General features: G+C 42.2%; 11 protein-coding genes. 5 read left to right on the forward strand and 6 right to left on the reverse strand.

Annotation, left to right across the window (positions count from 1 at the left end):
- Positions 1-85: 85 nt before the first annotated feature.
- Both L6494_RS12505 and L6494_RS12510 read right to left on the reverse strand, forming a co-directional pair.
- The gene (locus L6494_RS12505) at positions 86-316 is read right to left on the reverse strand and encodes a hypothetical protein (RefSeq protein ID WP_237995327.1); all 231 of its coding nucleotides are present in this window, start codon (positions 314-316) and stop codon (positions 86-88) included.
- Positions 317-587: 271 nt separating this feature from the next.
- Positions 588-1,247, reverse strand: coding sequence for a HEAT repeat domain-containing protein (locus L6494_RS12510; protein ID WP_237995330.1), 660 nt, complete (start codon positions 1,245-1,247; stop codon positions 588-590).
- Positions 1,248-1,393: 146 nt separating this feature from the next.
- Between L6494_RS12510 and L6494_RS12515 the strand changes: the two genes are divergently transcribed.
- Together L6494_RS12515 and L6494_RS12520 are read left to right on the forward strand one after the other, a co-directional pair.
- The gene (locus tag L6494_RS12515; RefSeq protein ID WP_237995332.1) at positions 1,394-1,981 is read left to right on the forward strand and encodes a phycobilisome protein; all 588 of its coding nucleotides are present in this window, start codon (positions 1,394-1,396) and stop codon (positions 1,979-1,981) included.
- Positions 1,974-2,315, forward strand: a complete 342-nt coding sequence (locus tag L6494_RS12520) for a hypothetical protein (protein WP_237995334.1) — start codon at positions 1,974-1,976, stop codon at positions 2,313-2,315. The genes L6494_RS12515 and L6494_RS12520 overlap by 8 nt, the downstream gene beginning before the upstream one ends.
- Before the next feature lie 23 nt (positions 2,316-2,338).
- Here L6494_RS12520 and L6494_RS12525 read toward each other — a convergent pair whose 3' ends face one another.
- The 3 genes from L6494_RS12525 to uvrB all read right to left on the reverse strand — a co-directional run bounded on the left by L6494_RS12525 (position 2,339) and on the right by uvrB (position 6,774).
- Positions 2,339-3,985 (reverse strand): protein kinase domain-containing protein, encoded by a 1,647-nt coding sequence (locus L6494_RS12525; protein ID WP_237995336.1) that lies wholly within the window; start codon positions 3,983-3,985, stop codon positions 2,339-2,341.
- A 236-nt stretch (positions 3,986-4,221) separates the two neighbouring features.
- Positions 4,222-4,707 (reverse strand): putative signal transducing protein, encoded by a 486-nt coding sequence (locus L6494_RS12530; RefSeq protein ID WP_237995338.1) that lies wholly within the window; start codon positions 4,705-4,707, stop codon positions 4,222-4,224.
- Between the two features lie 69 nt (positions 4,708-4,776).
- Positions 4,777-6,774 carry an excinuclease ABC subunit UvrB gene (gene uvrB, locus L6494_RS12535; RefSeq protein WP_237995340.1) on the reverse strand — a complete coding sequence of 666 codons (1,998 nt, stop codon included), beginning with the start codon at positions 6,772-6,774 and terminating at the stop codon, positions 4,777-4,779.
- A 340-nt stretch (positions 6,775-7,114) separates the two neighbouring features.
- Here uvrB and L6494_RS12540 point away from each other — a divergent pair, with 340 nt between their 5' ends.
- The 3 genes from L6494_RS12540 to L6494_RS12550 all read left to right on the forward strand — a co-directional run bounded on the left by L6494_RS12540 (position 7,115) and on the right by L6494_RS12550 (position 11,357).
- Complete coding sequence (locus L6494_RS12540) at positions 7,115-7,603, forward strand: hypothetical protein (RefSeq protein ID WP_237995342.1); 489 nt, start codon at positions 7,115-7,117, stop codon at positions 7,601-7,603.
- Between the two features lie 647 nt (positions 7,604-8,250).
- A complete protein-coding gene (gene hisD, locus L6494_RS12545; protein ID WP_237995344.1) occupies positions 8,251-9,540 on the forward strand; it encodes a histidinol dehydrogenase in 1,290 nt (429 codons plus the stop codon).
- 1,304 nt (positions 9,541-10,844) lie between these two features.
- On the forward strand, positions 10,845-11,357 hold the full coding sequence (locus L6494_RS12550; protein WP_330911081.1) for a tellurite resistance TerB family protein: 513 nt from the start codon (positions 10,845-10,847) through the stop codon (positions 11,355-11,357).
- Between the two features lie 116 nt (positions 11,358-11,473).
- On the opposite strand, the gene L6494_RS12555 is transcribed toward L6494_RS12550, so the two are convergent.
- On the reverse strand, positions 11,474-13,273 hold the full coding sequence (locus tag L6494_RS12555; RefSeq protein WP_237995346.1) for a ShlB/FhaC/HecB family hemolysin secretion/activation protein: 1,800 nt from the start codon (positions 13,271-13,273) through the stop codon (positions 11,474-11,476).
- Between the last annotated feature and the right edge of the window lie 166 nt (positions 13,274-13,439).

Genomic DNA, 13,439 nt, shown 5'->3' on the forward strand with positions numbered 1-13,439 from the left:
AGGTATATCATAGCCCCCTCCTTGCTTGCGGGGAGGGGGTTGGGGGTGGGGTTCTTGTACCTCACTAAAGTGAGAACCGCTATATCTATGATTTAGTTGCTGTCCAATCTTTCTTTAGCAATGCCAAAAAGGTAGCAATCCCTTTAGAAAATCCTTGAGGATCGGGTAAAACATACTGCGGAAACTCTTCATACGGCCGCCACTGCTCAGACGAATTATGCCGCAGGTATAAGACCCGATCGTCCCCTTCCATTTTCCAGAGCATTTCACCGCCGGTGGGAATTTCAGCCATGTTTTTCTCCTTTCGTGCAAACAAAAATACTCAGTAATAGTTTGCTCTTGACCAATTCTGCCAGTCTAAGTAGAACGGCGTAAATAATTAAAGGTTTGTAGTAAGGACTTTAGTCCTTCTTTTAGGACTAAAGTCCTTACTACGAACTTGATCAAAATAACTTTATATTACTTAAAGTCGTTAGGTTTAATATTCAATTCTATACAACATCTCTAGACAGTTATGTTGAATTGCTTTATAGGAGTGTCTCACAGAACAAGTTAAAAGGCACTCATGCAAAAGAAAGATTTATTATTCAAGGGATTAAATCTTCCATTGCTGCTCCCACTACACGGTAATCAGCATCCTGTCTCAGTTCTCCTAGGGCTTCCTTGGCTTCGGGGGTAATAAAGTGCTTGAGGGCATAGGCAACCCGTACCCGGATATATTCAGCCTCAGAATTTTTCAGTATCAGGAGTTGAGACAAAGCAGCCTCAGACTGACGGGAACTCGCCAACCAACCCAGCGCATCTACGGCGGCTTCCTGCACTGCGGCATCTTCCCCTTCTAGTCCTAAAGCGCAAACCTCCAGCACTTCTTCAGGGCAGTCCATTTCTACAAGGGCTGCCAGAATGCTGCGCCGCACCAACCAGTGATCATCTCGTAAAAATGTCTGCACTAGATGAGAGGCAGAAACCCTGCCAAATAATGAGAGGGAGTTAGAAGCTTCTGCCCGGACATTGGGCGTGTTATCAAACTTCATGATTTGCAGCAAAGCCGCGAAGGATTCCGACGTTTTTTGCTTGCCCAACTCCCTAGCAACAAATGTTCGTACCAGAAACTCTGGGTCTTGGATATGGCGGGTGAGTAAAGGAACAGCGACATCGGTGGGATAATCTTGGAGGGCAGAGATTGCCTTGAGGCGGTATTGAAAATCCGCGTCTTGCAATTTGGTTTCGATTTCGTGGAGTTCCATAGCAGCGAACAGTAGACGATTTCTTATACTTTAGTCTGAACCGGATGTCTCATATCTTGCGATCGCCCCAAAACATGGGAAAATATATTTTGTCTCAAGGATTTGATTTCGGAGCGTTTGCGTAGCGTCTCCGTAGGAGGAGCGACGTGACAAAGCCACCCCTAAGTGCGGCAGTTCGGGAATTGATCCACAAAGCTAGGATTGTTAGTTTTGCCACCTGGCAGAGTACCCATCCACCGATAGTAATTCAGCGATTCCAAGCGGCAGATGACGAGGGACGCTACCTCACCGATGAAGATTTAGATCAAATTCAGCAGCTTGTGCCATCAAGCACAGCACTCGTTATAGTAACTAGGGAACTGCGCGATCGCGTCAATGAAATTGTAGATGAAGCTAGAACCCAGGTATTGAATACATTCCCCAAAATCACCCAACCCGGTGGCGGACTCTACCCAGCCGCCAGAGCAGATGCCTGCTGGCGTGATTTCTGGCACTTCCTGCGCTGTATTACTTATGGTATCGTTGGACAGCATACAGACTACACCAGCACGGAAGGATTGCACTATATGCAACTGCTGTATCAAGAATTGCAAGTGCCGTTAGATGCAATGGTGGTAGGGCTAGAAGGCATTAAGACTGCCAGTTTAAAGCGAGTCGCATCAGAGCAGCAAGCCCAGATATCCCCCTATTTTGATCATTTAATTGAGCAATTAAAGCAATTTCAATATGGTTAATATTAAACTATTTCTTCATAATCAGGTTTTTCAAAAGGTCAACCCCAAGATATTTATTTTTATAAAAATCATATCTATAGTGCTGACGACTGGAGCAATTCTCTTAGAATTATGGAATGATTATCTGCTAATAAATAACCAGCAAATTTTAAATTATTTAAATATAGTTGTTTGGATAGGACGAATTGTTATCACAATCCATTTTTTAGAAGCAGTAATAGCAACTATTTATGCACCTGAAAAAAACAGGATACCATTACAATATGGTATTTATACTTTTTTTGTCGGCACAATTGGTTTATTAGAACTATTTAATCAGGAAGAGTTGTCTTAAGTTGACATTTTTGTTTCACCTTGTTAATTATCGCTTGGTTGGGTTTCTGAAAGCTTGTCGTTTTTCTGAGATGGTACTTTTGCAGGTGGACTATCAGTCGATGAATTTTCTTTAACTTCCACCGTTGGCACTACTACAGAAGAAGAATCTGGATTTTTTGCATCTGTAGGTGGTGCGCTTGGCAATACCACAGGCTTAGGCTGTTTATCAACTGGGGGCGGGGTAGAATTCTGGTTATCAGAGGATGGGGAATTTTCTGAAGAGTTGGCGGGGTTAGCTTTGCGTGAAGAACGAATTTCCCTCAGCGTCTCTACTAGGGATGGTGAAGCATCAGTGTTAGGTGAGGGAGAAGATTTTTCAGAATTGACCCTTGGTGATTCTCCAGTGTTGGGTTGTGGTGATTGTTCTGTAGAACTGCTGTTGGTGTTTGCAGGTTCAGTCTGTTGTTCAGGTAAATTACGTCTGCGTCGTCTAGAGTTGGTAGTGGGTGTAGTTTCTCCAGAATCAACCGTGGAAGATTTGCGGATATTGTTGTTTTCTTGTGGGGTAGTGTTTTTACCCCCTGATTCTAGTAGGCGTTCTTCAAACAATGGTTTGGAGGGTGACTTTGGCTGAGAATCAGCAAACATATTGGTGATACCAAAACCGGCGGTAGCAGCAACTAAAGCTACACTAACACCCAAGAAAACCTTAGAAGTAGCCAGCTTCTGAACCATGATGGCGACGTTTTTTAATGGCGAAGTTTTAGTTTTCTTCACACTGCTGAAAATGTTTCCGCTAGCCGCATTTTCGAGATTGTGAACAGATAAATCGATAGTCGGGACTGCATAGGTAGGGATGACTGGCGGTGCAACATTTATCCCACTACCTGGGAGTAGTTGCAGCCACTCAGCAACGGTGGCGGGACGAAAGCGAGATTCTACAGCCATTCCACGCATAACGGCTTGATTGACGGATGCGCTGAGATGGGGTTGGAGTTCGCGGGGGGTCGCCATTTGTTCGCGATCGCGTAATAATGCTGGTAAGGGTACTTGTCCTGTTAATAAAGCATACAAAGTAGCTGCCAAACCATAAACATCTGTAGCGGGTGTACGCATCGCTTGGGTTAAATACTGCTCAATGGGGGAATAGCCTTCAGATACTATTCCTGTGTGAGTTTGCCTCACGCCATTATTAAATTCACGGGCAATGCCAAAATCAATCAGGACAACTTCTTGAGTACCTTGACGAAGAATAATATTATCTGGTTTAACATCTCGATGTAGTAAGCCGTTGCTGTGAACTACCTGCAATGCTGCGCCAATTTGTCGGATGTAATGAATAGCTGTGGCTTCAGGTAAGGGTATTCCTGGCAAGATAAACGCATCTCCCAAGGTTTCCCCAGGAATATATTCCATCACCATGTAAGGTAGTCCATCTTCCACAAAAAAGTCGCTGACTCTGACAATATTGGGATGAACGCAAGTAGCTAACCTTCTGGCTTCATCTTGGAATTGTTGCTCGAACTTCGCAAACTCAGAATGTTGTCGCAGTTTTTCATTAATTGTTTTCATCACTACCTCCTGTTCTAAGTAGTGATGAGTAGCTTTAAACGTAATGCCAAAGCCACCGCGTCCAATTTCTTGGATAAGGGTGTATTTCCCACCCTGCAAAATTTTGCCTGCTACCATAGAGAGTTTTGCGTCCTGAGTCCTGATTCCACTATGAGAATACGGTACTATTTTCTAGTTGTCGGGAGAGAGCCAAATCAAAAGTCTGTCCATATTGATTGTATTAGTTAGCTAGCCCAAAGTTCTGCTGCAATCAGGACAATTGATTTTTTGGATCTTCCGTCTTAGTCAAACCCTCCTGTGGTTGACATAGTTTTTTCTTCTCAATAATACAGTAGAGGAAAAATAATGCCCATTCAAAATAATATTTGCCAGAGTATATAAAGATTTAGTAAATCAAGTAGCAGAGCAACAATCACTTTAATGCGTCGATTGGCACTGATTTGACGAAGGGAAACCAATAAACGCACCAGTAGCCATAGAGAGTAAATTTGGATGGGTAGGAAGAGTAACATTAGACCAATTACAGATGTGCGAAATGCTCTATCTGCTGTTTCATCTGCCCAAGATATTTTTTCGATATCATCATCTTGCAGCCATTCGTCTGCTGAGTCTTCTATCTCGAACGCAGAAGATACTAAAACTTTTTTGGCTTGTTCTAAATCTGTTTGATTGACTTGTAATTTAATCCAGCCAACGGCTACTGTTAGATGCCATGCCATGTTAACTGTAGACTCATTAGCTAAGTAGCATTGAATGCCTTGTGATTCTAATAGCTGCTTGGCTAAATTAGCATCAATATAGTTACTAAAAGTAGATACTGTAATAAAATTATTACCCATGCCGTTTTGTGTAATCTCTTGAATTTTCAGTGAAAACCCCGGTTCTTCTCCACAACCGGGGTAATTTTATTAACGTCCCAACATTTTATCGCGTAGTTGCTTGATGCGATCGCGCAATTTTGCCGCTTCTTCAAACTCTAGATTTTTCGCTGCGGCTTTCATCTGTGTTTCCAGTTGAGTAATCAATTCAGGAATCTGCTCTAATGGCAATTCACTTAAATTTTCTTCGACAACTTTAAAATCTCCTGCATTCAATCTTCTAGAAATATCTAAGAAAGATAAAATCGCATTACCCGATCTTTTTACAATTGGTTGCGGTGTAATTCCGTGCATTCGATTATGTGCCATTTGAATTCCCCGCCGTCTATCAGTTTCTTCAATGGCTTTTACCATGCTGTTAGTGAAATTATCAGCGTATAAAATTGCTTGTCCTCGGATGTGACGCGCGGCTCTCCCGATAGTTTGAATTAAAGAACGTTCGGCTCGCAAAAATCCTTCTTTATCAGCATCCATAATTACCACTAAGGAAACTTCTGGTAAATCTAAACCTTCCCGCAGTAAGTTCACACCCACCAAAACATCAAATTTACCCTCGCGCAAATCTTCTAAAATTTCAATGCGCTGAATGGAATTAATCTCTGAATGTAAATAACGCACCTGAATGCTGTGTTCTTGCAGATACTCGGTTAAGTCTTCCGCCATGCGTTTAGTTAAAGTGGTAATCAGTACCCGTTCTTGACGATCAATTCTATCTTTAATTTCTCCCAACAAATCATCAATTTGTCCGTCTGTAGGACGCACAAAAATCTCAGGGTCAATTACCCCAGTCGGTCTAATTACTTGCTCAACTATTCTATCTTCAGAAATTTCTAATTCCCAATTTCCTGGGGTAGCAGAAACGAAAATACATTGATTGACTTTCGTCCAAAATTCCTCAGCTTTTAAAGGACGATTATCGGCTGCACTAGGTAGTCTAAAACCATGTTCAATTAAAACTTTCTTTCTAGCTTGGTCGCCGTTATACATACCCCGAATTTGCGGTACAGTAACGTGAGATTCATCAATTACTAACAGCCAATCTTTAGGAAAATAATCAATCAAACATTCTGGCGGTTCTCCAGCTTCTCTTCCTGCTAGGTGACGGGAATAGTTTTCTACGCCGTTGCAGTAACCAACTTCACGCAACATTTCTAAGTCATAACGTGTACGTTGGTCTATGCGTTGCGCTTCTACTAACTTACCAGCTGCTTCTAGTTCTGTTTTTTGTTGTTTTAATTCAGCCGCAATATCTTCACAAGCGACTTCCAAACGCTCCTCCGGGGTGACAAAGTGACGCGCTGGGTAAATATTCACAGCTTGCAAACTATTGATAATTTCACCCGTTACGGGGTCAATATAGCGAATTGCGTCAATTTCATCACCAAAGAATTCCACCCGAATAATCCTATCTTCGTAGGCGGGGCCAATTTCTAAGACATCACCCCGGACTCGGAAACGTCCCCGTCCCATTTCGATATCGTTACGACTGTACTGCACTGAAGTTAAATCCCGCAAAATCTGGCGTTGATTTACTTCCATCCCAATTTGTAAGGGTATAGCCGCTTTCAGGTATTCGGCGGGGATACCCAAACCATAGATACAGCTAATTGATGCTACAACAATCACATCACGCCGTTCAAATAGCGATCGCGTTGCTGAGTGACGCAGCATATCTATTTCATCATTAATCGCCGCCGTTTTCTCAATATAGGTGTCGGTAACGGGAATATAAGCCTCTGGCTGATAGTAGTCGTAGTAACTGACAAAATATTCAACAGCATTATTGGGGAAGAACTCCCGCAACTCATTACAAAGTTGTGCAGCTAGGGTTTTATTGTGCGCCAAAACTAAAGTCGGCTTACCCACCTTCTCAATTACTGCTGCTATGGAAAATGTTTTACCTGTTCCCGTCGCGCCTAGTAAGGTTTGGTAACGGTTATTCGCTTCTATACTAGCAACTAACTGTGCGATCGCTTGTGGTTGATCACCAGTCGGACTAAAGGGAGCTTGCAGACCAAATTCTGTCATACATTTGTACTAAGAAATACCCTATCTCATAGTAGCGTTAGGGAGTGAGGAGTGCTGAGTGGGGAGTGCTGAGTGCTGTTAGCGGTAGCGCGGCGTTTAGCCGGTGAGGAGTGTTGAGTCATTAGTCATTAGTTATTGGTTTTTCTCCTCTGCTTCTTCGCAGTCCCCAGTCCCCAATCTTAATTTACAAAAATTATTAATTTAAATTTACTTATATCTCAGTTTTGAAGATACTTATATCTATGCAAGGTTGTTTAAGGTTAAACTCTGTTATATAGGAAATATTTTAAGTTTTCCTTAAATATTGTAAAGTTCAGTTACGAACCAGAGGTGTCTAGTTATGACCATCAGCACTAATGGCAAAACGGTCAGCCCTCGGCAAAGACGTGCCAAACTTAAAGGAGAAACAACGGTGGAAGTCGAAAATAACCAAGGTCATAGCTCGAATCAAGAACAAGTCGAAAAAGGTGCTAATTTACCAGTGCAGTTAGAAAAATCAAATAAACAAGAAGTGGTAGGAACGTTAGCCGTTGCTGGAGAGCGTCCTATTACTAGTAGTGATTTAGAAGTTGCTCATACATTTTCAAGTGCTGGAATACGTCCCATTGGTGTAAGTCATTTGGAAGTGGTTGAAACAATGAACATCATGGGAATACGTCCCATTGGTGCTAATACATTCCAAGTTATGGACAGTATTAACTTGTCAGGAATTCGTCCAATTTCTTCTAGTGCGCTAGTTATTTCTAGCAACTATTCTGTAATGGGTAATCGTCCAGTTGCTCCCAACGAGACTGATGATTCTGATAGTTTGATGGGTTTTATAGATTAGATAAACAAAGAATCTCATTAATTTTAACAAATCCATTATTAACCCAGTTACTTGATTACAGTAGCTGGGTTTTTGATTAAGAAAATATATTTGACATCTCCTCCGACTGGAAGTCAGGAGGATTCTAAACTGATGTTGCTACGGGGTCTGAAAGACCCTCTCCGCAACGTTTACTAATTGATTGTTAAATAACTCAATTAGCTTTGGCACTGTCAAAATGCCCTACCCACCTCGACTAGATTAAATCTAGTTGTATGGCTACTTGAATGTTAGGTGAAATGCGTGAATACGTTTTTGTTACGGAGTTTTTCATCCTATATTCACACTACTTGATTTTATCATGTTGTCTAATAAATTAGACAATTAGCTTTCATCCCCCGGCTAGAAGCCGGAGGTTCTCAGCATAAGTACGATAGGAATCTCATTTGATTTCTGTTAGCGTAGCCTGCGCTTGCGCTTAAAAACCTAAGAGTAGTTTATAAGACGTTGGGTTAAGCGCAGCGCAACCCAACATGGTAGAAGTGTTGAGTTTTGTGCATCAACCCAACCTCCGCCTTAGATAATTTTGTTTTGCACTACTACTTAATAGCGTTCTACACTGAATATTGTCCCTACTGCCAACCTGCACTAGTTCAGAGAAACTGTCCATGCAACTCCTGAAAACAACCGACAAAGACTTTACTCCCCAATTTAAAGCCCTTGTAAATAACCGCCGGGAAGCTACGGTTGATGTTAGCGGTACAGTACACGATATCCTGGCTGATGTAAAAGTGCGGGGTGATGCCGCAGTGAAGGATTACACCAGTCGGTTTGACCATTTCAGCCCTCATTCTCTGCGGTTGAGTGAAACCTTCATGGCTGAAAAAGCTGCCAAATGTCCGGCTGAAGTCAAAGCAGCATTAGAATTAGCTGCTGAACGCATCGCTTCTTTCCACCAAAAGCAATTACCCCAAGACATTGGTTACACCGACACCGTAGGGGTAAAACTCGGTTTAAATTGGGTTTCCCTGTCACAAGTCGGTATTTACGTTCCCGGAGGACGCGCTAGTTATCCCAGTTCTGTACTGATGAATGCGCTACCTGCCAAAATCGCGGGCGTGGAACGTATTGTGATGACTGTACCCATGCCGCGCGGGGAAATCAATCCCGCAGTATTGGCAGCAGCCCAAGTTGCTGGCGTGACAGAAATATATAGTATTGGTGGGGCGCAAGCAATAGCAGCCCTCGCCTACGGTACAGACAGCATCATCCCTGTAGATAAGATTGTCGGCCCTGGTAATGCCTATGTGGCTGAAGCCAAGCGTCAAGTATTTGGGACTGTGGGTATAGACAGCATCGCTGGACCTTCGGAAATTTTGGTTGTAGCCGACGACAAAAACAACCCAGAATGGATAGCCTGGGATTTACTCTCACAAGCAGAACACGACCCCAGCGCGCAGTCGATTTTAATTACTGACTCTGAAACCTTTGCCCAACAAGTTATAGCCGCCGTTGCACAAGTTATTCCCCAGCTATCTACAAAAGAAGCAGCTAGCATCAGTTGGGAAAAGCACGGTGCAGTAATTATTGTGAACGATTTGGCAGACAGCATCCCTTTATTGAATCAACTAGCTCCCGAACACGTAGAATTGTGCGTAGATAATCCCCAATTACTAGCTAGTCAAATTAAATGCGCTGGTAGTCTGTTTTTGGGACGCTACACCCCAGAAGCGATTGGTGATTATTTAGGCGGCCCCAACCATGTGCTACCTACATCTCGTTCCGCCCGCTTCGCTTCGGGTTTGAGTGTCTACGATTTTCTCAAACGTATTACCTATTTAGAATGCAATCAAGCCGCGTTACAGGAAATTGGTCAAGCAGCCGTTACCTTAGCGGAAGCCGAAGGTTTGCCTGCCCATGCCGGTAGTGTGGCAATACGTCTACAATCAGGTTATTAAAAGCTGAGAACCCCGGCTTATGTTATAAGCCGGGGTTCTCAAATTTCAGAATTATCATAAGTAAAACAGAATGGCCATAAATTAAAGTCACAATCACCTTAATTCATGAATTAATAATTACTGACTCAGGTTACTCGTTTGAGTTTTGAGACAAAGAAATCCATAAGTAAATGCTAGTCAGATAGGCTACAGCTATAATGCAGATCGTCGATACAAATTCAAAATCATTCATGACCTTAAATAATATTTCAAGTGTGTGAGGAGTTGACAAGTTAAATGGCTAAGGTTGAAATTGTGCATTCCTATACTGGGATGCAGCAACAACAAAATTTCATCCAAAAATTTGGATTGTGTGAATATAATTAGATCACTAAACTGATGAATTTTCTCTGATGAGGTTAATTTAGGTGTAACTAACCCCAGAGGATACATATCATCAATTTACCTGACAAATAAATGTAGCTATAGCATGGATTTCGGGAAGCAATTCCCACCAGCTAGATCATCAAATTAAAGACATCATAGGAACATATACCTATAAGTAGCTACAAGCCCCAGACAATTCAATAGAAATTCTGGTTACTATTAGCTAAGTCAGGGAGTAGCCCATTCAGACTTATTTATTGATCAACATTCCTCAACTCTGTTGAGGTAGATGGCTAAACAGCAGTGATGAATCACATGAGCCTGATTAATGACTCGCTTTTCACCAAAGCTTATCTACGCTACTAACCCTCAATTGCTGTATGTAACTAGTTAAACAAAATTAATCGTTTATCGCTCTGGACTAATATTGATAAGAGCTAAAGCCGCTTACTACAAGCTTGCGTTTAATTTAGTTTTTCTACTGCATCAGCAAAGTTAACTAGGCAGTTAGCATTAGTTAACCCAATGTATGACTGCTATCGCTATTTTTTGAACTACCGTCTCTCTATATTAAACCAAACTAGCAAAACTCAACAAAAAATATCATGGGAAAATCAAGTAGTAATTATACTTAACAGGACATGATTGATCATCTAGAAATTGCGCCTAAAACTTGATTCTTTAGGCAGCAAAGTCAGGGTTTGACTATTTTTATTAGTAGTTACCGCAAGCTCATGTAAAGAAATATATGACTCATAGCTAGTAACTGACGCTAAATATTTTAGAAAAATATTTCACCTGCTAGAGAATAAAGCCATTCGGGTATGGTAGTAATGATTTGCTATGACCGTACAAATACCAAATTTGAATAATTCTAGGTTTTGTGTACGATCGCGGGTTAAACCTTTGTGTAATTCCTTAAGTGAAAGGTAATGATTATGAGCAACTATGAGCAGATTTTTGAAGCAAAAAACACCACAGAAGAATCCCTAAGTCCACAAGAAGCCGTGGCGGCGATCGCGCTGGTGAGTGCGATCGCTGATTCTGCACTGGAAGAAGTGGATGCTGAAGGGTTAGCAGGTATTCTCTGGGAGTTTGAGGTGTTCGCCGAATTTTCAGAAGATGAAATCGTCGAAATGGTTGATGAACTGATGGCGATCGCAGAAGAGGAGGGAGTCGGCCCCTTATTTAACACAGCAACTCAGTCCTTACCTGAAGAAATGGTTTGGGATGGCTTCGCGGCTGGAGTTGTTATCCTGTTAGACGAAGACGAACTCATAGTTCCCACAGATAAACAGCCTTACTTGAAAAAACTTCAGGAAGCTTTGAAACTTAAGGATGAAGAAGCACAAGAAATTGTTCAAGAGGTCATTGCTGCTTTCCAAGAACCAGACGATGATGAATTTCTCGATGATGAAGATGACACAGTAGCTATAGGAGATTCTAATTAGAAAATCTACCTTGTAAGTATTTTTGCTTGTTGACTGCTGAGTGCTGAGTAAATTAGAAAGTATAGGCTTACACCCCGTTACGCTAACAGCACTTTTCACTCAGCATTCTTCATTGATCAAAACGGCGAATACTGCACCGAGAAATACAATCCATTTTCTTGCAGCGATCGCCTTTCTCCCTCTACTGATGTTAAAGGAATACCCCAATCTAGCCGAACAAAGAAGTTATTGCCTTGTTTCCACAGTAGTCCTAACCCAGTACCAAATAACATATTTGGGGATGGATTATCTCCCTTGGTATTCCAGCCTTTACCCACGTCGATAAATGGGGTCAGTTGTAGCACTCCTCCCAGATTAGCAGCACGCAGAATCGGCAGCCGAAATTCAGCCGAAAGCAATAGGCCATTGTCAGTAAGTAATGTATCTTGACGATAGCCCCGCACACTTACCTGTCCACCCAGACCAAATTGCTCTAAAGGTACGAGAGAATTTGCTGCTAGTTGTAAATCACTCCTAGCTAACAACAGCGTGTCTGGTGCGAACTGTCTTACCCACTGCGCTTGTCCCCGCCAGGCGAAAAAGCGACTATCTGGGGCATCTTCATTGACATTAGCATCAAACCAATCAACCCCCAAACTAAATTGCGATCGCGCTGCAAAAACTTGTTTATTACTGCGTTGGGTATACTCCTGAGTCAAACGCAGGGCAGAAATATTGGTTTTTCCGTCTGCATCTGCACCAGGGGATAAAGGAAACCCACCAATATTATCAAGACCTAACTCAGTTTGGCTTTCTTGGCGCGAGAACGATAGCCCCACCGCTAATTCTTGGGTTGGCTTTTGGATCAGTGGTTGGCGATAGCCAAATTGGTAAGACTTAGTGTTGGATTGAATATCCAGGACGGTGAATGGTTCTTCAATGACACGATTCCACCCTTGGTTAAAACCAAACGAGACAGTACCATTGTGAGCATTAATTGGTAGTGTGTAATTCAGACTGATGGTATTACTGCCATCGGTATTGGTGTAGCCTACATTCAGCGTGTCCCCTAAACCTAATAAATTCGCTTCTTGCAGATCCACACTCCGACGAAAACTGCCAACACTAGGCGATCGCCCATTATCTAAAGTTGTCGTGAGTGAAAAAGTATCGGCTTCTTGAATTTCGACTTGTAATATATTGCTTCCGGGATTTACACCCATTTGTAACTCAGCTGACAGGTTTTGAATACGCGGATCGAGGCGGAGAAGTTGCAGCTTTTCCATTAAGCGCGGCACATTCAGAGGTTTGTTCGCACCAATGCGGATGCGATCGCGAATATATTGGCTACGTAATCGCCGATTACCGGCGACTTTAATTTCTGACAAACTGCCCTCTACCACCTGAATTTTGATCACTCCCGCTTCTACAGTCTGCGGTGTAATTAAAGCCCCTGTCGTTACATAGCCGTTATCAGTGTATAGCTTAGTGATGGCATCTTTGACCTGTAATATCTCTGCAAAGGATACCTCCCTTCCTACAAAGGGAGCTGTAATAACGGCAAACTGTTCTGGTGAGAAAACTGTACTACCAACAACTTCAATTTGATCAACCCGGAATTTGGACTGAGGATCATCTTCTCCTAGAGTGGGCTGATCTGGTAGTTGCACAGGAGGCAGTAATTCCTCCTGATCGGATGGTTGCGGTAACAGATCCGATGGTAAAGGAGTAACCGGAATATCTTCTAAACGACCAGGTGGTGAAGTTGGAGGATTAGAAGTTTGGGCGATCGCCTGATGATAGTTGCATAATACTGCTGCTAGAATCAAACCGAATTTGAGCAGTTTTAATCTAAAGATAAAATTTAAAAAATTGTTTAATTTTAGCTGAGACAATGCTGTGTGAATAATGGAGTTTTCAATAACAACTTGTTTCATCGTCACCCTTTTCCTTGATTTACCTATTTAGCACACACTGATTTTTCCCCATTTGCTCTAACCACTTGACCTTATATTCATCTAGTTAATTTCCGATGCTTTGATGTCATGGGTGACATAACATTACATATAATGCCTGTCTTTTTTACAACTATCCTCAGTATAA

The sequence above is a fragment of the Nostoc sp. UHCC 0870 genome (genome assembly GCF_022063185.1).
GTDB lineage: Bacteria > Cyanobacteriota > Cyanobacteriia > Cyanobacteriales > Nostocaceae > Trichormus.

What these genes read in the sequence shown, in the direction of transcription:
- L6494_RS12555 (WP_237995346.1), bottom strand. Translation starts at nt 13,273, where the DNA reads ATGAAACAAGTTGTTATTGAAAACTCCATTATTCACACAGCATTGTCT.
- L6494_RS12530 (WP_237995338.1), bottom strand. Translation starts at nt 4,707, where the DNA reads ATGGGTAATAATTTTATTACAGTATCTACTTTTAGTAACTATATTGAT.
- L6494_RS12520 (WP_237995334.1), top strand. Translation starts at nt 1,974, where the DNA reads ATGGTTAATATTAAACTATTTCTTCATAATCAGGTTTTTCAAAAGGTC.
- L6494_RS12510 (WP_237995330.1), bottom strand. Translation starts at nt 1,247, where the DNA reads ATGGAACTCCACGAAATCGAAACCAAATTGCAAGACGCGGATTTTCAA.
- uvrB (WP_237995340.1), bottom strand. Translation starts at nt 6,774, where the DNA reads ATGACAGAATTTGGTCTGCAAGCTCCCTTTAGTCCGACTGGTGATCAA.
- L6494_RS12550 (WP_330911081.1), top strand. Translation starts at nt 10,845, where the DNA reads ATGAGCAACTATGAGCAGATTTTTGAAGCAAAAAACACCACAGAAGAA.
- hisD (WP_237995344.1), top strand. Translation starts at nt 8,251, where the DNA reads ATGCAACTCCTGAAAACAACCGACAAAGACTTTACTCCCCAATTTAAA.
- L6494_RS12525 (WP_237995336.1), bottom strand. Translation starts at nt 3,985, where the DNA reads ATGGTAGCAGGCAAAATTTTGCAGGGTGGGAAATACACCCTTATCCAA.
- L6494_RS12540 (WP_237995342.1), top strand. Translation starts at nt 7,115, where the DNA reads ATGACCATCAGCACTAATGGCAAAACGGTCAGCCCTCGGCAAAGACGT.